The organism is Streptomyces sp. CG4 (assembly GCF_041080655.1).
GTDB lineage: Bacteria > Actinomycetota > Actinomycetes > Streptomycetales > Streptomycetaceae > Streptomyces.
Genome location: NZ_CP163525.1, coordinates 6,961,807 through 6,979,915 on the forward strand (window position 1 = coordinate 6,961,807; position 18,109 = coordinate 6,979,915).

17 protein-coding genes and 1 pseudogene are annotated in these 18,109 nt (G+C 71.4%); 10 read left to right on the forward strand and 8 right to left on the reverse strand.

Going from position 1 to position 18,109, the window contains the following annotated elements; all coding sequences use genetic code 11:
- The first annotated feature begins 5 nt into the window (after positions 1-5).
- The 3 genes from AB5L52_RS31785 to AB5L52_RS31795 all read left to right on the forward strand — a co-directional run bounded on the left by AB5L52_RS31785 (position 6) and on the right by AB5L52_RS31795 (position 3,423).
- A complete protein-coding gene (locus AB5L52_RS31785) occupies positions 6-959 on the forward strand; it encodes an ROK family glucokinase (protein ID WP_076090237.1) in 954 nt (317 codons plus the stop codon).
- 235 nt (positions 960-1,194) lie between these two features.
- Positions 1,195-1,950 carry an endonuclease/exonuclease/phosphatase family protein gene (locus AB5L52_RS31790; protein WP_369367337.1) on the forward strand — a complete coding sequence of 252 codons (756 nt, stop codon included), beginning with the start codon at positions 1,195-1,197 and terminating at the stop codon, positions 1,948-1,950.
- Positions 1,951-2,052: 102 nt separating this feature from the next.
- Positions 2,053-3,423: a serine hydrolase domain-containing protein gene (locus tag AB5L52_RS31795; RefSeq protein WP_369367338.1), complete on the forward strand. Its 1,371-nt coding sequence runs from the start codon at positions 2,053-2,055 to the stop codon at positions 3,421-3,423.
- A 38-nt stretch (positions 3,424-3,461) separates the two neighbouring features.
- Here AB5L52_RS31795 and AB5L52_RS31800 read toward each other — a convergent pair whose 3' ends face one another.
- Genes AB5L52_RS31800 through AB5L52_RS31810 form a run of 3 tightly spaced genes read right to left on the reverse strand, consistent with a single transcriptional unit; the run spans position 3,462 to position 5,575 of the window.
- Positions 3,462-4,178, reverse strand: coding sequence for a TetR/AcrR family transcriptional regulator (locus AB5L52_RS31800; protein ID WP_369367339.1), 717 nt, complete (start codon positions 4,176-4,178; stop codon positions 3,462-3,464).
- Between the two features lie 40 nt (positions 4,179-4,218).
- Complete coding sequence (locus tag AB5L52_RS31805) at positions 4,219-4,803, reverse strand: hypothetical protein (protein ID WP_369367340.1); 585 nt, start codon at positions 4,801-4,803, stop codon at positions 4,219-4,221.
- Positions 4,796-5,575: an alpha/beta fold hydrolase gene (locus AB5L52_RS31810; RefSeq protein WP_351018114.1), complete on the reverse strand. Its 780-nt coding sequence runs from the start codon at positions 5,573-5,575 to the stop codon at positions 4,796-4,798. Before AB5L52_RS31810 ends, AB5L52_RS31805 begins: the two co-directional genes overlap by 8 nt.
- 189 nt (positions 5,576-5,764) lie before the next feature.
- Between AB5L52_RS31810 and AB5L52_RS31815 the strand changes: the two genes are divergently transcribed.
- From AB5L52_RS31815 to AB5L52_RS31830, 4 genes are all read left to right on the forward strand, one after another.
- Positions 5,765-6,529 carry a lysophospholipid acyltransferase family protein gene (locus AB5L52_RS31815; protein ID WP_351568100.1) on the forward strand — a complete coding sequence of 255 codons (765 nt, stop codon included), beginning with the start codon at positions 5,765-5,767 and terminating at the stop codon, positions 6,527-6,529.
- Positions 6,530-6,562: 33 nt separating this feature from the next.
- Complete coding sequence (gene macS, locus AB5L52_RS31820) at positions 6,563-7,768, forward strand: MacS family sensor histidine kinase (RefSeq protein WP_369367341.1); 1,206 nt, start codon at positions 6,563-6,565, stop codon at positions 7,766-7,768.
- Complete coding sequence (locus AB5L52_RS31825; RefSeq protein WP_351567732.1) at positions 7,765-8,442, forward strand: response regulator transcription factor; 678 nt, start codon at positions 7,765-7,767, stop codon at positions 8,440-8,442. The genes macS and AB5L52_RS31825 overlap by 4 nt, the downstream gene beginning before the upstream one ends.
- Before the next feature lie 116 nt (positions 8,443-8,558).
- Complete coding sequence (locus AB5L52_RS31830) at positions 8,559-9,587, forward strand: 6-phosphofructokinase (protein ID WP_351567735.1); 1,029 nt, start codon at positions 8,559-8,561, stop codon at positions 9,585-9,587.
- Between the two features lie 65 nt (positions 9,588-9,652).
- Here AB5L52_RS31830 and AB5L52_RS31835 read toward each other — a convergent pair whose 3' ends face one another.
- Both AB5L52_RS31835 and AB5L52_RS31840 read right to left on the reverse strand, forming a co-directional pair.
- Positions 9,653-11,560: an anthranilate synthase family protein gene (locus AB5L52_RS31835; protein WP_369367342.1), complete on the reverse strand. Its 1,908-nt coding sequence runs from the start codon at positions 11,558-11,560 to the stop codon at positions 9,653-9,655.
- 89 nt (positions 11,561-11,649) lie between these two features.
- Entirely contained in the window at positions 11,650-11,706 is a 57-nt protein-coding gene (locus AB5L52_RS31840) for a trp operon leader peptide (RefSeq protein ID WP_073894098.1), read from the reverse strand.
- A gap of 107 nt (positions 11,707-11,813) precedes the next feature.
- Here AB5L52_RS31840 and AB5L52_RS31845 point away from each other — a divergent pair, with 107 nt between their 5' ends.
- Positions 11,814-13,166 carry a class II 3-deoxy-7-phosphoheptulonate synthase gene (locus tag AB5L52_RS31845; RefSeq protein WP_351018101.1) on the forward strand — a complete coding sequence of 451 codons (1,353 nt, stop codon included), beginning with the start codon at positions 11,814-11,816 and terminating at the stop codon, positions 13,164-13,166.
- Between the two features lie 157 nt (positions 13,167-13,323).
- Positions 13,324-13,566: a (2Fe-2S)-binding protein gene (locus AB5L52_RS31850; RefSeq protein ID WP_351018098.1), complete on the forward strand. Its 243-nt coding sequence runs from the start codon at positions 13,324-13,326 to the stop codon at positions 13,564-13,566.
- Between the two features lie 6 nt (positions 13,567-13,572).
- Here the strand turns inward: AB5L52_RS31850 and bfr are convergent, their stop codons facing one another.
- Complete coding sequence (gene bfr, locus AB5L52_RS31855; RefSeq protein WP_351018095.1) at positions 13,573-14,055, reverse strand: bacterioferritin; 483 nt, start codon at positions 14,053-14,055, stop codon at positions 13,573-13,575.
- Between the two features lie 186 nt (positions 14,056-14,241).
- Between bfr and AB5L52_RS31860 the strand changes: the two genes are divergently transcribed.
- Positions 14,242-14,874, forward strand: coding sequence for a sulfite oxidase-like oxidoreductase (locus AB5L52_RS31860; RefSeq protein ID WP_351018093.1), 633 nt, complete (start codon positions 14,242-14,244; stop codon positions 14,872-14,874).
- A gap of 42 nt (positions 14,875-14,916) precedes the next feature.
- Here AB5L52_RS31860 and AB5L52_RS31865 read toward each other — a convergent pair.
- Positions 14,917-15,774 (reverse strand): annotated as a pseudogene (locus AB5L52_RS31865) (deoxyribonuclease IV); the annotation flags it as partial.
- 157 nt (positions 15,775-15,931) lie between these two features.
- Positions 15,932-17,869 (reverse strand): Stk1 family PASTA domain-containing Ser/Thr kinase, encoded by a 1,938-nt coding sequence (gene pknB, locus AB5L52_RS31870; RefSeq protein ID WP_369367343.1) that lies wholly within the window; start codon positions 17,867-17,869, stop codon positions 15,932-15,934.
- Positions 17,870-18,109 lie beyond the last annotated feature (240 nt).

Here is an 18,109-nt window from a genome sequence, read left to right on the forward strand (position 1 = left end):
GATTCATGGGACTCACCATCGGCGTCGACATCGGCGGCACCAAGATCGCGGCCGGCGTGGTCGACGAGGAAGGCAACATCCTCTCGACCCACCAGGTGCCGACCCCGGGCACGCCCGAGGGCATCGTGGACGCCATCGCCGCCGCCGTCGAGGGCGCACGCGTGGGCCACGACATCGTCGGCGTGGGCATCGGTGCGGCCGGTTATGTGAACCGGCAGCGCTCGACGGTGTACTTCGCGCCGAACATCGACTGGCGCCAGGAGCCGCTGAAGGAGAAGGTCGAGGCCCGTGTGGGCCTCCCGGTCGTGGTCGAGAACGACGCCAACGCCGCCGCCTGGGGCGAGTACAAGTTCGGCGCCGGCAAGGGCCACCGCAACGTCATCTGCATCACCCTCGGCACCGGCCTCGGCGGCGGCATCATCATCGGCAACAAGCTGCGCCGCGGCCACTTCGGCGTGGCCGCCGAGTTCGGCCACATCCGGATGGTCCCGGACGGCCTGCTGTGCGGCTGCGGCAGCCAGGGCTGCTGGGAGCAGTACGCGTCGGGGCGGGCGCTGGTCAGGTACGCCAAGCAGCGCGCCAACGCCACCCCCGAGCACGCCGAGCTGCTGCTCTCGCTCGGTGACGGCACCCCCGAGGGCATCGAGGGCAAGCACATCTCCATGGCCGCCCGCCAGGGCGACCCGGTCGCCGTCGACTCCTACCGCGAGCTGGCCCGCTGGGCGGGCGCGGGCCTGGCCGACCTGGCCTCCCTCTTCGACCCGTCCGCGTTCATCGTCGGCGGCGGCCTCTCCGACGAGGGCGAACTGGTCCTCGACCCGATCCGTAAGTCCTACAAGCGCTGGCTGGTCGGCGGCAACTGGCGCCCGGTGGCCGACGTGATCGCGGCCCAGCTCGGCAACAAGGCGGGCCTGGTGGGCGCGGCGGACCTGGCGCGGGAGCCCGACCCGATCATGTAGCTAGTGCCCCGGCAGGCAACGTTTGCCCGTCAAGGAGCGGCGTTCGGTGCGTGCTCTCGGTGTGCCGGCCGGAAGTCCTCGTACTGGGCGTACGCGGGCTTTCGGCCGGTGCGGCGAGAGGGCGTGCCGGGCGTCGCGACGGGGCGAACGTTGCTTGTTGGGGGCACTAGGTCGTACGACAGTGCCCGCCGCGTCCGGTCCCGGGACGGGCGGGCACCGTCGTATGTTGACCGGTATGGCGACCAGTACGCTGCTTCCCAACTCCCGTACCGAATCCGACGGTTCAGCGGTCATCCGCGTTCTCGGCTACAACATCCGCTCGATGCGCGACGACACGGATGCCCTGGCCAGAGTCATCTCCGCCTGCGCTCCCGACCTGGTCCTCATCCAGGAAGCCCCCCGCTTCTTCCGCTGGCGCAAGAAGCTCGCCCACCTGGCCGCGGCCTCCGGCCAGGTGGTCCTCACCGGCGGAGCCACCGCCGCGGGGCCCGCGATCCTCTGCTCGCTCCGGGCCACCGTCGAGCGCACGGAAGACGTCCTCCTGCCCCTCACCCCAGGCCAGCACCGCCGCGGCTTCGCCACGGCAGTGGTCCGTTTCGGCGGCGCCCGCGTCGGCGTGCTCAGCTGCCATCTGAGCCTGCGGAAGGACGAGCGCCGCGAGCAGGCCGGGATGCTGCTCGACCGCCTCGCCGGCCTGGGCGTGGAGCACGCCATCGCCGGCGGCGACCTCAACGAGGGCCCCGACGGCCCCGCCTTCCGCCTGCTCTCCGGCGCCCTTCAGGACTGCCGGGCCGTGGCTCCCTGGGGCGGTGAGGAGACCTGGAGGTACAGCGAGCCGCACCGCCGTATCGACGCGATCTTCGCCACGAAGGGCATCGAGGTGCTGGGCTGCGGGGTCCCCCTTGAGCAGCCGGGGGTCACCCGGGCCGACCTGGTCGCGGCCACGGACCACCTCCCGGTGCTGGCCGCGCTCCGCGTACCGGTGGCGTGAGCCACCACTTGAACTAAGTACTGGAAAGGTCTTGCGGGTCTCGTCCCGACCCCTCTACAGTCCTTCCTGTACTTAGTTCAAGTGCCCAAGGGGGAGATCCAGATGCTGGAAAAGCGGGAGTCGCTGGCCGCGTTCGTGGCGGCGGCTGCGCAGGAGTTCGGGGTGCCGGGGGCGGCCGTCGCCGTGCTGACGGGTGGTGAGGAGGTCCATGTCACGCACGGCGTGACCAACGTGGACCACCCCCTCCCGGTCGACGAGCACACGCTCTTCCACCTTGCCTCGGTCAGCAAGAGCTTCACGGCGACCGCGCTGATGCGTCTGGTCGAGCAGGGCAGGGTGGAACTCGACGCCCCGGTCCGCCGGTACGTCCCCGAGCTGCGTCTCGCCGACGAGGACACCGCCGCCCGGATCACCGTGCTGAACCTGCTCAACCACACGGCGGGCCTGGACTGGAACCTGGTCGACGCCGACGAGACCGACACCTCGCTCGCCGCCTGGGTCGCCCAGCTGGACCGGCTGCCGCTCATCGCCCCGCGCGGTGCCCGCGCCTCGTACAGCCAGGCCGGGTACAACCTGGCCGGGCTGGTGCTGGAGAACGTCACCGGGCTGCCGTTCGAGAAGGCCGTGGCCGAGCTGGTCCTGGAGCCGCTGGGCCTGTCCGACACCGTCTACGACCTGGACGAGGTCGTGGTCCGCCGCTTCGCCGCGGGCCACAACCGCGCCGACGACGGCACGGTGACGCCCGCCCGCCCCTGGAAGTCCTGGCGGGCCGGCACCCGGGGCAACAACCCCGGCGGCGGCATCGTCTCCTCGGCGAGCGACCTGCTGCGCTGGGCGCGCTTCCAACTGGGCGACGGCGAGGGCCTGTTGTCGGCGCAGACGCTGGCCCGCATGAAGCAGCCCACGGTCGAACTGCGGGGCAGCACGCTCGGCGACGCCTTCGGCATCTGCTGGTTCCTGCGGGACGTGGAAGGCGTCCGCACGGTCGGCCACGGAGGCTCGGGCAACGGGCAGTTCGCCGAGCTGCTCCTGGTGCCGGAGCGGAACTTCGCCGTCGTCTCGCTGGCCAACATCGGCCCGGACGGCTACCAGTTCAACCAGGCCGTGCTGAAGCGGGCGTTGGAGCTGTACCTCGGTGTGGCCGAGCGGGAACCGGAGCCGCTGCCGTACGACGAGGAGCGGGCGCGGGAGGTCGCCGGGCGGTACGAGATCGACGCGATGAACCTCGACATCGCGGCCGACGCCGGCCGTCTCACGCTGGCCGTCGGCATCAAGCCGCAGATCCGCGCGGCCTCCGACGTGACGATGCCGCCGGACTACCCGGCCGCGGAGATCGGCTTCCTGCCGGGAGAGGGCGACGAGTACGTGATCGCCGAGGGCGGCCTGAAGGGCCAGCGAGGCTACTTCTCCCGAGGGGAGGACGGTGCGGTGACCGGGGTCGACCTGGCCGGTCGCCTCTTCACCCGGGTCTGATGCACCGAACGCGGCTCCCGGGCGGCGCCTGCCGATCCTCAGGCGGCACCGGCACCGGCACCGGCACCTGAACCGGCACCGGTGTCCGCGCCGCCCGGCCGCAGCCCGTCGAGCAACGCCCGCAGGCCGGCCCGGTAGGTTCCGTCGGGCGCGTCCGCGTACCCCGTGGCCGCCGCCGTGCCGAGCCGCGCCCGCAACCGCGGAAACGGCTCCGCCACCGCCGCCGCCTCGGCCATCGTCGCCTCGAACCGCCCCTCCGCATCCTGGCCGGCCCGCCGCAGCTTGCGCGACAGGGAGGCCGTCGTGGCGGCCCCGAGCGCATTGCCCAGCACATACGTCACCACCGCACCGGCGGCGCGGTCCGCCTCCTGTGCCCCGAACCCGGCCGTCTCGAAGACCCCGAGGAGATGGTCGTCGTAACGGGCCTTCCCGGTGCCGTAGAGCAGATGGGAGCTCATCGCCTGCACCAGCCACGGATGCCGTACGAGCATCGTGTGCAGCCGGTCGGCCATCACCGTGGCGGGGCCCCGCCAGTCGGCCGCGTCGAGCTCGGGCAGCTCCACCTCGCGCCACACCCGGTCCGCGGCGAGCAGCACGAGGTCGTCCTTGTTCTTCACATGCCAGTAGACGGCGGTCGCCGCGGCCCCCAGCCGCTTGCCCAGACTGCGCATGTTCAGGCCTTCGAGGCCCTCGTCGTCCAGCAGCTCCACGGCGGTCCGGACGATCTGCTCCAGGGTGAGGGTGTCACGCGGCATGGGCTCACGATAGGTGAGCCACCCGGGACTTGTACAAAGTTCAGACCACCGCGCCCCGCCCCGGATCGTCGCCGTCCTCGTCGTCGTCCGTGCGCATCCGCATCACCAGCGTGGCGAAGCCGCCGAGGAAGCCGCCGATGCCGAGGGTCGTCAGCCACCAGGTCATCTCCCAGCCGAGCAGCACCGCGAGCAGCAGCAGGATCGGCCCGCCGACGACGCCCAGCCAGGCGAACTTCGCGGTGGTGTCGGCGGTCGGCAGCGGCGGCGGCTCCGGCGGGACGAAGTGGCCCTCGTCGTCCTCGTCGAAGTCGTCCTCGGCGGGCTCCGGCGCCGTGTAGTCGCGCGGGCCGACGCCGGGCGCGAATCTGACCGAGCTGCCCAGCGGCCGCACCGGCGCCTTGCCGGTGTCGCTCTCGGCGTCCTTCTCCGGCTCCGGCAGCGCCAGATCCTCGACCGGCTTGAAGGGCCTGGCGCCCGGCGGGTCCGGCGGCTCCTCGCCGTACCCGGCGACGATGGCGCGCCAGGCGGCGTCCTCGTCGAGGGGCGCGCCCTGCCCGCCCGGCTCGCGACCCTCGCGACCTTCGTGGTCCTCGCGGTCCTCGCGGTCGGACTCGTGCTCAGCCACCTGTGGCCGTCCCTTCCTTGCCGAGACTGGGTGCGAGCCGGCCGACGAAGGCGAGGCTCTCCTCGAAGATCCGGTCCGCATCCTGGTCCAACGTCGCCACGTGGTAGCTGTGTTCCAGCACGATCTCCGTCACGTCCGTGGACGACACCCGGCTCAGCACGCGGGCCGAGTCGGCCGCCGGGACGACATGGTCCTGGGCGCTGCGCAGCAGCAGCAACGGCTGGGTGACCTGGGGCAGCTCGCCGTCCAGCCGGCGCAGGAACTGCCGCAGCGAGTGCGCCGCGTGCAGCGGCACGCGGTCGTAGCCCAGCTCGGCCGCGCCCTCCTTCGCGATGTCGCTGGCGATGCCCTTCGTCGTCCGTACGAGATGCCGGGCCACCGGAAGGGCGTACGCCGACAGGCCGTGCACCTTGTTCGCCGGGTTGACGACCACCGCGCCCGCGACCCGCTCGCCGTGCCGGGCGGCGAGCCGGAGCGCCAGGGCGCCGCCCATGGACAGGCCCGCGACGAACACCCGGGAACAGCGCTCGGAGAGTTCGGCCAGCTCGCGGTCCACCTCCGCGTACCAGTCCTGCCAGCCGGTGACCTGCATGTCCTCCCAGCGGGTGCCGTGGCCGGGCAGCAGCGGCAGCGACACGGTCAGGCCGTGCGCCGCGTGGTGCTCCGCCCAGGGGCGCAGCGACTGGGGCGAGCCGGTGAAGCCGTGGCAGAGGAGGACCCCCACCTCCCCGCCCTCGTGGCGGTACGGCTCGGCTCCGGGGAGGACCGGCACCTTCGACGCTCCTGTTCCTGAAGAGGGCCCCCACCGGTGGCCGGCGGAAGCCGAGGGGAAAAATGCGCGGATGTGCTTCACCGTACGCGACCGCACTGACACCGACCAGGGTCGTCGGGCCCATTGACGGTCCTCCGGGTTAAGGTCTGTTCGACGGAAACGGGAGGCACGCGGGTGTTGTACGGCACGATGAAGGTCGCCATCGGGGGGCCGCTGAAGGTCGCCTTCAGACCTTGGGTGGAAGGCCTGGAGAACGTACCGGACGAGGGCGCCGCCATCCTGGCGAGCAATCATCTGTCCTTCTCGGACTCGTTCTTCCTGCCGGCGGTCCTGGACCGCAAGGTCACCTTCATCGCGAAGGCGGAGTACTTCACCACTCCGGGGGTGAAGGGCCGGCTCACCGCGGCCTTCTTCAAGGGCGTCGGGCAGCTCCCGGTGGACCGCTCCGGCGCGCGCGGCGCCGGCGAGGCCGCGATCAAGAGCGGCATAGAGGTGCTGGAGCGCGGCGAGCTGTTCGGTATCTATCCCGAGGGCACCCGCTCGCCCGACGGCCGCCTCTACCGGGGCAAGCCCGGCGGCCTCGCGCGCGTGGCGCTCGCCACCGGCGCGCCGGTCATCCCGGTGGCGATGATCGACACCGAGAAGATCCAGCCGCCCGGCAAGGTGATGCCGAAGCTGATGCGGCCCGGCATCCGCATCGGCAAGCCACTGGACTTCAGCCGCTACGCGGGGATGGAGCACGACCGCTTCGTGCTGCGCGCCCTGACCGACGAGGTCATGTACGAGATCATGAAGCTCTCCGGCCAGGAGTACGTCGACATGTACGCGACCGCGGCCAAGCGGCAGATCGCGGACGCGGCGAAGGCGGCCAAGGAGGCCAGGGAAGCCGAGAAGGCCAAGGAGAAGGAAGCCGAGAAGGCCGAGAAGGAAGCCGAGAAGAAGGCGGAGGCCTGACGGAGGGCCGGGGGACCAAGGGGGCCGGGGGACATGCCCAAGCGCGAGCGCGTGATGCGGATGTCGGTCGAGCTGCCGCTGTGGCGCGCGCTCGCCGGCTACCGCGTGCTGACCATGCTGTACGCCATCGCCCTCTGCGTCACCAGGTACGACCTCTATGCGCGCCCCTGGATCGCCGTCGGCTACTTCGCCGTCCTGCTCGTCTGGACCCTCGCCACCCTGCCGAGGGTGCGGAACGCGGCGAGCTGCACCAGGCGTTTCCTGATGGCCGATCTGACCGTCGCGCTCGCCGGCATCCTGCTCACCCCGCTCGCCGACAGCCACCAGCCGGTCGACGGCGGCCCGACGCTGCCGACGATATGGACCGGCGGCGCGGTGCTGGCCTTCGCGATCAAGGGCGGCTGGCGCTGGGCCGCCGTCGGCTCCACGGCGGTGGCGGTCGCCAACCTGATCGAGCGCGGCCATCCCGCCCGGGACACCGTGCACAGCCTGATCCTGGTCTGGGTGGCCTCGATCGCCGTCGGCTACGTCGTGGAGGTCGCCCGTGCCTCCGAGCGCACCCTCGCCCGCGCCCTGGAGATCGAGGCGGCGACCCGGGAGCGGGAGCGGCTGGCCCGGGACATCCATGACGGCGTGCTGCAGGTGCTGGCGATGGTGCAGCGGCGCGGTGCGGTCATCGGCGGCGAGGCGGCGGAGCTGGGGCGGCTCGCCGGGGAGCAGGAGGTGGCGCTGCGCACGCTGGTCTCCGGCGGACTGGTGCCGGTCTCCCGGGTGTCGGAGGACGCCTCCGCCGGAGCGGTCGTACGCGCGGTGGACGAGCCCGAGGACGACGGTCCGGTCGATCTGCGCTCGCTGCTGGCGTCCTGTGCGGGTGCCCGGGTGAGCCTGGCCGAGCCCGGTGCGCCGGTCGGGCTGCCCCGGCCGGCCGCGCGGGAGCTGGCCGCCGCGGTCGGCGCCGCCCTGGACAACGTCCGCCGGCACGCCGGTGCCGAGGCCAGGGCCTGGATCCTGGTCGAGGACGAGCCGGACGAGATCGTGGTGACCGTCCGGGACGACGGCCCCGGTATCCCCGAGGGCCGGCTCGCCCAGGCCGAGGGCGAGGGCCGGCTCGGTGTGGCCCAGTCGATCCGGGGGCGGCTGCGCGACCTGGGCGGCAGCGCCGAGCTGATCTCCGTCCCCGGGCAGGGCACGGAAGTCGAACTGAAGGTACCGAAGAACGCGAAGGCGGAGCGTCGATGAGCGAGCAGCAGGGCCCGATCAAGGTCATGGTGGTGGACGACCACCCCATGTGGCGCGACGCGGTCGCCCGGGACCTGGCCGAGTCCGGCTTCGAGGTGGTCGCGACCGCCGGCGACGGCGAGCAGGCCGTCCGCCGCGCCAGGGCCGCCACCCCCGACGTCCTCGTGCTGGACCTCAACCTGCCCGCCAAGCCCGGTGTCCAGGTGTGCAAGGAACTCGTGGGCCACAACCCGGCGTTGCGCGTCCTGGTCCTCTCCGCGAGCGGTGAGCACGCCGACGTGCTGGAGGCCGTGAAGTCCGGCGCGACCGGCTATCTGCTGAAGTCGGCCTCCACCGAGGAACTGCTGGACGCCGTACGCCGTACCGCCGTCGGCGACCCGGTGTTCACGCCGGGCCTCGCCGGGCTGGTCCTCGGCGAGTACCGCCGCCTGGCCTCCGAGCCCGCGCCCGCCCCCGACACCGACGAGCCCGGCGCGCCCCGGCTGACGGACCGCGAGACGGAGGTGCTGCGGCTGGTCGCCAAGGGCCTGAGCTACAAGCAGATCGCCGAACGCCTCGTCATCTCCCACCGCACGGTCCAGAACCATGTGCAGAACACCCTCGGCAAGCTCCAACTCCACAACAGGGTCGAGCTGGTGCGGTACGCCATAGAGCGTGGCCTCGACAACGCGTAGCGCCGCCGGGCGCATTCCGGCAATGCGCCGAAATCACCCGTCCCGCCTCTCCCGGTGTGAGCTGGGTCACCGTTAGCGTGACCGACTGTCAGGGAACCGCGGCGAAGGGACATTTCATGCGGGTCGGAGTACTGACCGGAGGCGGCGACTGCCCCGGGCTCAATGCCGTCATCCGGGGCATCGTCCGTAAGGGCGTGCAGGAATACGGCTATGACTTCGTCGGCTTCCGGGACGGCTGGCGCGGTCCCCTCGAAGGCGACACCGTCCGTCTGGACATCCCCGCGGTGCGCGGCATCCTGCCCCGCGGCGGCACCATCCTCGGCTCCTCGCGCACCAACCCGCTCAAGGCGGAGAACGGCATCCGCCGGATCAAGGACAACCTGGCCAAGCTGGACGTCCAGGCCCTCATCGCGATCGGCGGCGAGGACACCCTGGGCGTCGCCGCGCGGCTGTCCGACGAGTACGCGGTGCCGTGTGTCGGGGTGCCCAAGACGATCGACAACGACCTGTCGGCCACCGACTACACCTTCGGCTTCGACACCGCCGTCAACATCGCCACCGAGGCCATCGACCGGCTGCACACCACCGCCGAGTCCCATATGCGGGTCCTGGTCGTGGAGGTGATGGGCCGGCACGCCGGCTGGATCGCCGTCCACTCGGGGCTGGCCGGCGGCGCCAACGTCATCCTCATCCCCGAGCAGCGCTTCGACGTCGAGCAGGTCTGCGCCTGGGTGACCTCCCGGTTCCGGGCGTCATACGCGCCGATCGTGGTCGTCGCCGAGGGCGCCATGCCCAAGGACGGCGACATGGTGCTCAAGGACGGCTCGCTGGACTCCTTCGGGCACGTCCGGCTCTCCGGGGTCGGCGAGTGGCTCGCCAAGGAGATCGAGAGCCGCACCGGGAAGGAGGCGCGGACCACGGTCCTCGGCCATGTCCAGCGCGGCGGCACGCCCAGCGCCTTCGACCGCTGGCTCGCCACCCGCTTCGGCCTGCACGCCATCGACTGCGTGCACGACGGCGACTTCGGCAAGATGGTCGCCCTGCGCGCCACCGACGTCGTCCGCGTCCCCCTCGGCGAGGCCACGGCCAAGCTGAAGACGGTGGATCCGAAGCTGTACGAGGAGGTCGGGGTCTTCTTCGGCTGAAGGGGGCACGTTCTCGGCGCCGGCCGGCGGATCCGGCCGGTCCGGCGCCCCGAGCACGTGGCCCGTCAGGGCCCGCACTCACCGGCGGCGGCCGCCCCGGTCCGACTCCCTGAGGGACTCGTGCTCGTGGCGCGCAGCCGACCCACCAGTTCGCGCACCACCGCGGCCCCGTTCAGGCTGAGGACCGACTCCGGGTGGAACTGGACACCCGCGAAGCCGGGCCCGCACAGGGCGTGCACCTCGCCGCCCGCCGCCCGGCTCACCCGCACCCCGTGCGCGGCCAGCTCCCGGGCCGCCTCGTCGTCGCAGCGGGCCACGAAGCTGTTGTAGAAGCCGACGGTCTCGGCCCGCCCGAACAGGTCGATCGTGGTCTGCGCCCCCTGGTACGGCACCTCCTTGCGGACGATGTCCAGCCCCAGCTCGGCCGCGATCAGCTCATGGCCCAGGCAGACACCCAGCACCCCGTGCCCGTGCTCCCGGATCACCGTGGCGGTCAGCTCCCGCAGGAACCGCATCTTGGGGTCGGCGAGATCCGCCGGGTCGCCCGGTCCGGGGCCGAGTACCACCGGGCCCTCGTGTCCGAGCACGGCCGCCCGCAGCCCCGGCTCGTCGTACCGCCGTACCGTCACCTCCAGACCGCCCGAGCGCAGCACATGCGCCAGCATCGCGGTGAAGGTGTCCTCGCCGTCGACGACGAGGGCATGGCCGGTCAGCTCCTGGGCCGGCTCCTGCATCCGCAGCCAGAAGGGTGCGAGCGCGGCCCGCCGGCCGTCCAGCGCCGCCCGCACCCGCGGGTCGTCGGCCAGCCGGGGCCGCTCCCGCTCCGCGCGCGGCCGGGACGGCCGTACCCCGAGGGCCGCGAGCACCCCCGCCGCCTTCGCGTGCGTCTCCGCGACCTCGCTCGCCGGGTCCGAACCGCGCACCAGCGTGGCGCCGACCGGGACGCGCAGACGTCCGTGGGCGTCGATGTCGGCGGTGCGGATCAGGATGGGGGAGTCCAGGGTCTGCGCGCCCCCGGAGTCGCGCCCGAGCAGCGCCAGCGCGCCCGCGTAGTACCCACGGCCGCCGACCTCATGGCGCTCGATCACCCGGCACGCGTTCTGCACCGGCGACCCGGTCACCGTGGCCGCGAACATGGTCTCCTTCAGCACCTCCCGCACATCCAGGGAGGACTTCCCGCGCAGCTCGTACTCGGTGTGCGCGAGGTGCGCCATCTCCTTCAGCCGCGGCCCGACGACCACCCCGCCCATGTCGCCGACGGTGCACATCATCTTCAGTTCCTCGTCGACGACCATCGACAGCTCCTCGATCTCCTTGCCGTCGGCGAGGAAGGAGAGCAGATGCTCGGGGGTCGGGCCCTCGGCGGGATAGCGGTACGTCCCGCTGATCGGGTTCATCACGACCGTGCCGCCGGACATCCGCACATGCACCTCCGGGCTGGCGCCCACCAGCATCCGGTCCCCTGTGTGCACGACGAACGTCCAGTACGCGCCCCGCTCGCCCTCCAGCAGCCGCCGGAACAGCGCGAGCGCGTCCGCCCGGCCGAACCCCGGGATCTCGCCCTCGTACGTCCGCCGGATCACGAAGTTCGCGCCCTCGCCCCGGCCGATCTCCTCCGCCAGCACCCGCCCGACGATCTCGCCGTACGCCGCGTCACCGACGTCGAAGCCGCCGCCCTCGACCCGCACCTTGTGCGCCGGGAGCCGGGACAGGGCCACGTCGAGCGGGATCTCGTACGACTCCTGCGGCGTCAGCACCAGCAACGGGGTGCCGTCGTCGCGGACGTCGAAGCCGCGCTCGCGGATCTGCCGGAACGGGACCAGTGCGAGGCCCTCCTCGGGCAGGTCGGCCAGCCGGTCGCGGCTGGTCACCGGGCCGATCAGCAACTCCACCGGATGCTCGGCACGGCCCGGGACGCGGCGGCGGAGCAGGGCGAAGGGGCGGTCGTCGTGCAGGAGGTCCTGGAGATTCATGGGTGATCCTTCTCGATGGAGAGGAACGACCCCGGACACGCCGAAGGCCGCCTCTCGGGCGGCCTTCGCGAAGTCTTGCGTACGCGCAGTCAGTGGGCCGCCGGGGAAGCGGTCCACCACCAGTTCTGGATCGACAGCGCGAACATGGCAGGAACCCTACCCCACCCGGCCCCCGGTCCACAGGACAACCCTCGCGTCTCACCCTTCGAGCCAGAAGATGGGTCACACGACACGACCCCGTAATGTTTACGAGGTGACCGTGAACGCTAAGACCAGTCCGAGCGCTGGCAACACCTGGCGAAACCTGCCCGCGGCGCAGCAGCCCGAGTACCCCGACGCCGAGGCTCTGCGCGCAGTGATCGCGGACCTCGAGTCGTATCCGCCGCTCGTCTTCGCGGGCGAGTGCGACGAGCTGCGCGCCCGGATGGCGGCCGTCGCCAAGGGAGAGGCGTTCCTCCTCCAGGGCGGCGACTGCGCCGAGGCCTTCGACGCGGTGTCCGCCGACCACATCCGCAACAAGCTGAAGACGCTGCTCCAGATGGGTGCCGTCCTCACCTACGCGGCCGCCGTGCCCGTGGTGAAGGTCGGCCGTATCGCGGGGCAGTACTCCAAGCCGCGCTCCAAGCCGATGGAGACCCGCGACGGCGTGACGCTCCCGGTCTACCGGGGCGACTCCGTCAACGGCTTCGACTTCACCCCTCAGTCCCGCATCCCGGACCCCGAGCGGCTGAAGCGCATGTACCACGCCTCGGCGTCCACGCTGAACCTGGTGCGCGCCTTCACCACCGGCGGTTACGCCGACCTGCGCCAGGTGCACGCCTGGAACCAGGACTTCGTGAAGACCTCGCCCTCGGGCCAGCGCTACGAGCAGCTCGCCCGCGAGATCGACAACGCGCTGAACTTCATGCGGGCCTGCGGCACGGACCCGGAGGAGTTCAAGACCGTCGAGCTGTACTCCTCGCACGAGGCGCTGCTGCTGGACTACGAGTCCGCCCTGACCCGGGTCGACTCGCGCACCGGCAAGCTCTACGACGTCTCCGCGCACATGGTGTGGATCGGTGAGCGCACCCGGCAGCTGGACCACGCGCACATCGAGTTCGCCTCGCAGATCCGCAACCCGATCGGCATCAAGCTCGGCCCGACCACGACGGCCGAGGACGCGCTGCAGTACATCGACCGCCTCGACCCCGAGCGGGAGCCGGGCCGGCTGACCTTCATCGTCCGCATGGGCGCCGACAAGATCCGCGACAAGCTCCCCGAGCTGGTGGAGAAGGTCACGGCGTCCGGCGCGACGGTGGCCTGGGTGACCGACCCGATGCACGGCAACACCTTCGAGGCGGCCTCCGGGCACAAGACCCGCCGCTTCGACGACGTGCTCGACGAGGTCAAGGGCTTCTTCGAGGTCCACAAGGCGCTCGGCACCCACCCGGGCGGCATCCATGTGGAGCTGACCGGCGACGACGTCACCGAGTGCGTGGGCGGCGGCGACGAGATCTTCGTCGACGACCTGCACCAGCGCTACGAGACGGCCTGCGACCCGCGGCTGAACCGCAGCCAGTCGCTTGACCTGGCGTTCCTGGTCGCGGAGATGTACCGGGACCAGTAGGACAGCCGGAGGACTACGGCGCGGCTGGGGCGCGGATCACATGCGATCCGCGCCCCTCCCCACTTTTGCGGGACCTGCACGACGGGTAAGGTTAGGTTTGCCTCACCGATCAAGGAGATGGCACCAAGACAGCGATCCCGTCGGGAGGTGAATCCGCGTGTACGTCTGCAGCTGCTTCGGCATCACCGAGGCGCAGGTCAAGCAGCACGCGGGGGACGGTGCCTGCACCCCCCGCCAGATCGCCTCCGCCTGCAAGGCGGGCACGGACTGCGGTTCGTGCGTCCGCCGGATCCAGGCACTGCTGGGCCGGGGCGCCTGCCCGCGCCGCGAGCTGGCCGACCAGGGCAAGCCCGTGCTCGCCGAGTTGTCCGGCCCGGCCGGCCTGGACGAGGCCGCCTAGCCGCGTTCAGCTGCTCTCGGGCTGCTCGATGATCTGCGCGATGTAGAGGGCCTCGCCGAGCTTCTCCACCAGCTCCAGCTGGGTGTCGAGGTAGTCGATGTGGTTCTCCTCGTCGGCGAGGATGTCCTCGAAGATGTTCGCGGACGTGACGTCGCCCTTCTCGCGCATCACCTTGATCCCCCGCCTGAGCCGGTCGATCGCCTCCACCTCGATCTGCCGGTCGGCCTCGAACATCTCCTTGACGGTCTGCCCGACGCGGACGTGGAAGAGGCGCTGGTAGTTGGGCAGCCCCTCCAGGAACAGGATCCGGTCGGTGAGCACCTCCGCGTGCTTCATCTCGTCGAACGACTCGTGCCGCGTGTACTTGGCGAGCTTGTACCAGCCGAAGTTCTCCTGCATCTTCGCGTGCAGGAAGTACTGGTTGATCGCGGTCAGCTCGCCGGTGAGCTGCTCGTTGAGGAACTCGATGACCTCGGGGTCGCCCTGCATCGCAGAGGCTCCTTCCACGGGAAACGGGGAGGTGCGTATGCGGCCGCATGATTGCACCGGCAAGCAAGATCGTCCAGTAAGTGGATACTTAGTAAGTTCGCCCTGACTTGATACTTGTTGTCCGATTCATGGGTAAGGGTGCACGGGTGGTCAAGGGCACTGCCCAAGTTCTGTCAGGATGGATACATGGGTCATCCGGTGGAGCGAGAGTCTGGAGCGACGGCAGAGTCCGAGCTTCCGCCGGGTCAGCGGCTCCAGCGCGGCTGGCCGGTCACGCACTACGGGCCCGTCCCGAAGTTCCGGCCCGAGCGCTGGGAGTTCCGGGTCTTCGGCGCCACCGCCGACGGCGACAAGCACACCTGGGGCCACGAGGAGTTCACGGCCCTGCCGTACACCACCGTCGTGGCCGATCTGCACTGCGTGACGAAGTTCAGCATGACCGGCGCGGAGTGGGGCGGTGTCCCGGCCGCCGCGATCCTGGACCTGGCGCCGCCGGCACCGGATGTGACCCATGTGATGGTCTGGGCGGAGTACGGCTTCAGCTCGAACCTCCGCCTGTCCGACTTCACCTCCGACCGCACGATCTTCGCCACCCACAAGGACGGCGAACTCCTCACCGCCGAGCACGGCTTCCCGGTCCGGCTGATCGTGCCCCACCTGTACGCCTGGAAGGGGCCCAAATGGGTCCGCGGCGTCGAGTACATGACCGCCGACCGCCGCGGCTTCTGGGAGGAACGCGGCTACCACAACATCGGCGACCCGTGGAAGGAACAGCGGTACTCCTACCAGGAGGAACCGGGAGACGGCCCCGAGCTGTGACACCGAGCGGGCCGCGCCACCGGGCCGGTACTCCGCTGTCGTTCAGCCGTCCCTGAGCCGCTTCAGCCGCGCCACGTCCGCCGCGTGCCCTTCCTTGCCGCCGGGCGTCTCGATGATCAGCGGCACGCCCTCGGTCGCGGGGTGGGTCATGAGCGCCCGGAACGGGTCCTCGCCGATATGGCCGGCGCCGATGTTCTCGTGCCGGTCCTTGTGTGCGCCGACCACGTCCTTGGAGTCATTGGCGTGGATCAGCTTCAGCCGCCCCTCGCCGACGGTGCCCACCAGCAGGTCCAGGGTCTGGTGCATTCCGCTCGGTCCGGTCAGATCGTGCCCGGCGGCGAAGATGTGACAGGTGTCCAGGCACACGCCCAGCTTCGGGTGGGCGTCCAGCGCCTCGAAGTACGGCCCGAAGTCCCAGGTGCGGGCACAGAGCGAGGCCCCTTGCCCGGCGGTCGACTCCAGCAGCAGGAACGGGTCGTCGTCGTGGGTCAGCTCGTCCAGCAGCGGCAGCAGCCGGGCCCGTACCTGCTTCAGCGCCACCTCCCGGGCCCGCCCGCCGGTCGCGCTTCCCGTGTGCACGACCACGCCCAGCGCGCCGATCTCCCGCCCGCGCCGCAGCGAGTGCCGCAGCGACTCCACCGACCGCTCCACGGTCGCCTCGGTGTGCGAGCCGAAGTTGATCAGGTACGGGGCGTGCACATACGCGGGGATCGACTCCTCGGCGCACGCCTCGCGGAACGCCTCGTCCTGCCGTGGGTTTCCCGCGGGCGTCGCCCACCCGCGCGGATTGGCGACGAAGACCTGCACGGTCTCGGCCTTCAGCTCACGGGCGTACGACAGCCCCACGGAGTGCAGACCGCCGGCCACGGGGACATGACCGCCGACGGGATTGCGCGGAACGAACGCCGGCCGATGCGACGGCTGAAGCGACGGCCGAGGGGACGGCTGAAGCGACGACTGAGGGGGCGACGACTGAACGGGGCTCACCTGTTCAGGGTGTCATGCTCGCACCGGCCACCGGCCACCGGACCGCGGCCCCCCCCCGGCGATCCCGGTGTCACCGGATGGTGATCGTGATGGTCGACCCCTTGGCCGCCTTGTCGCCGCCCTTCACCGACTGCTGCTTCACGGTGTCGCCGAACAGCCCGAGCAGCCCCCGGTCGTCCTCCACCTTGAAACCGGCGTCCTGCAGCGCCTTGTGGGCGTCGTCGACGCTGTCGCCGACCACGTCCGGCACCTCGACCATCTCCGGGCCCTTGGACAGCGTCAGCGTCACCGTGTCGCCCTCGGCGGCCTGGCTGCCGTTACCGGGGCTCTGCTGCGCCACCTTGCCCTTGTCGTAAGGGGAGTTGACCTGCGTGGAGGCGATCTCCACCTTCAGCCCGGCGTCCGTCAGCTGCTGCTTGGCGTCGTTCAGGTCGGCGCCGGCGACGTTCGGCACAGCGATCGGGCTGCCCTTGCTGACGGTCAGCGCGATCGCCGAACCGGCATGCCGCTTGGTGCCAGGCTGCGGTGTCGTACCGATCACCTTGCCCTGGTCGACGTCCTCGCTGAACTCCTGGGTGACCATGCCCGGCTCCAGCCCGTCCGCCTTCAGCCGCGAGCGCGCCTCGGCCAGCGTGCGGCCCGTCACATCCGGCACGTTCACCGTGTCCGGGCCCAGCGAGATGGTCAGCGTCACCGAGTCATGGTCACGGATCCGGGCGCCGGGGGCCGGATCGGTGCCGATGACCGTGCCGCGCTTCACGGCGTCGTTGTACTCGCGCTTGACCTGACCGACGTCGAGCCCGGCCGCCCTGAGCCGGTCCCGCGCCTGCGCCTCGGTCTTCGACAGCAGCGGCGGGACCTTGGTGAACTGGCCGGAGTTGATGTACCAGACCCCGGCGCCCACGCCGAACACCACCAGCACGGCGGCGACGATCGTCAGCACCAGGCGCGGAGAGCGCCCGGACCGCCGGGACCGACGCGACGACGGGGCGGGCGGCGCCTGCAGCCGGCTGGTGCGCTGGACGCCGGCCTCCGCCGGCTCGTCCTCATTGACCGGCAGCGGCCGGGGAACAGTAAGCGACCGCGGGATCACGCTCGTACGGTCCCCGGCGTTGTCGTGCTCCGCGGACAGCGCCTGCGGTGGCACCGTGTCCAGCTGCTCGGCGCTCAGCGCCTGCCGCGCCTCGCGCACCTGGGCGAGCAGCGCCACGGCGTCCTGCGGGCGGGCGTCCGGGACGCGCGCGGTCGCCGCCGCGACCAGCTGGTCCAGCGCGTACGGCAGCCCCGGCACCAGCGCCGAGGGCGGCGGCACGTCCTCGTGGATGTGCTTGTAGAGCACCTGGGCGGGGGAGTCACCGGAGTGCGGCTTGCCGCCGGTCAGCATCTCGTAGAGCACGACACCGCACGCGTACACGTCGACGCGCGGGTCGGCGGTGCCCAGTTCTATCTGCTCGGGCGCGAGATACGACACGGTGCCGAGGACGGCGCCGGTGGTACTGGTCACGGTGTCGACGGACCTGACCAGTCCGAAGTCGGCGACCTTGACCCGTCCGTCGTCGCCTATCAGCACGTTCTCGGGCTTCATGTCCCGGTGCACGAACCCGGCCCGGTGCGCGGCGCCGAGCGCGGCGAGGACGGGCTCAAGGATGTCGAGCGCCGCGCGGGGCTGCAGCGCCCCGCGCTCGCGCAGCACGTCCCGCAGGGTGCACCCGGCGACGTACTCCATCGCCAGGTACACGTACGACCCGTCGGTGCCCTGGTCGAAGACCTGCACGACATTCGGGTGCGCGAGCCGGGCGACGGACTTCGCCTCCCGGATGAACCGCTCCACGAAGCTTCCGTCCGCCGCGAGCGTCGGGTGCATCACCTTCAGCGCGAGAACGCGGTCCAGACGGGTGTCCAGGGCCCGGTAGACCGTGGCCATCCCGCCGACCGCGATCCGCGCGTCGACGCGATAACGGCCGTCGAGCACCTGCCCGACGAGGGGGTCCTGAAGGGTCGTATCCACGCAGGGGAGTCTACGAGGACCAACAACCGCTCCCCTCGCCGAGACCGCTTTCCCCACCCCACTGAAGCCGACCTGTAACGCTTCCCACCCCCCACGACCACCGCCCCCTCCACGCCCCACGGCAGCCACGCCCCCCACGCCCCGAGCCCGGCAGCCGCGCCTCGTGCCTGCTGATCCCCCCATGGCCCGCGCCGGCTCCCCCCGACCCGCGGCAGCTGCTACTGCTCCCCCCGACCCGCA

Bases quoted from the DNA above. Each gene is read 5' to 3' on its own strand.
- AB5L52_RS31815 (WP_351568100.1), top strand. From the start codon at position 5,765: ATGAAGGTCGCCATCGGGGGGCCGCTGAAGGTCGCCTTCAGACCTTGG.
- AB5L52_RS31835 (WP_369367342.1), bottom strand. From the start codon at position 11,560: ATGAATCTCCAGGACCTCCTGCACGACGACCGCCCCTTCGCCCTGCTC.
- AB5L52_RS31860 (WP_351018093.1), top strand. From the start codon at position 14,242: ATGGGTCATCCGGTGGAGCGAGAGTCTGGAGCGACGGCAGAGTCCGAG.
- AB5L52_RS31790 (WP_369367337.1), top strand. From the start codon at position 1,195: ATGGCGACCAGTACGCTGCTTCCCAACTCCCGTACCGAATCCGACGGT.
- AB5L52_RS31825 (WP_351567732.1), top strand. From the start codon at position 7,765: ATGAGCGAGCAGCAGGGCCCGATCAAGGTCATGGTGGTGGACGACCAC.
- AB5L52_RS31795 (WP_369367338.1), top strand. From the start codon at position 2,053: ATGCTGGAAAAGCGGGAGTCGCTGGCCGCGTTCGTGGCGGCGGCTGCG.
- bfr (WP_351018095.1), bottom strand. From the start codon at position 14,055: ATGCAGGGCGACCCCGAGGTCATCGAGTTCCTCAACGAGCAGCTCACC.
- AB5L52_RS31785 (WP_076090237.1), top strand. From the start codon at position 6: ATGGGACTCACCATCGGCGTCGACATCGGCGGCACCAAGATCGCGGCC.
- AB5L52_RS31830 (WP_351567735.1), top strand. From the start codon at position 8,559: ATGCGGGTCGGAGTACTGACCGGAGGCGGCGACTGCCCCGGGCTCAAT.
- AB5L52_RS31800 (WP_369367339.1), bottom strand. From the start codon at position 4,178: ATGCCGCGTGACACCCTCACCCTGGAGCAGATCGTCCGGACCGCCGTG.
- macS (WP_369367341.1), top strand. From the start codon at position 6,563: ATGCCCAAGCGCGAGCGCGTGATGCGGATGTCGGTCGAGCTGCCGCTG.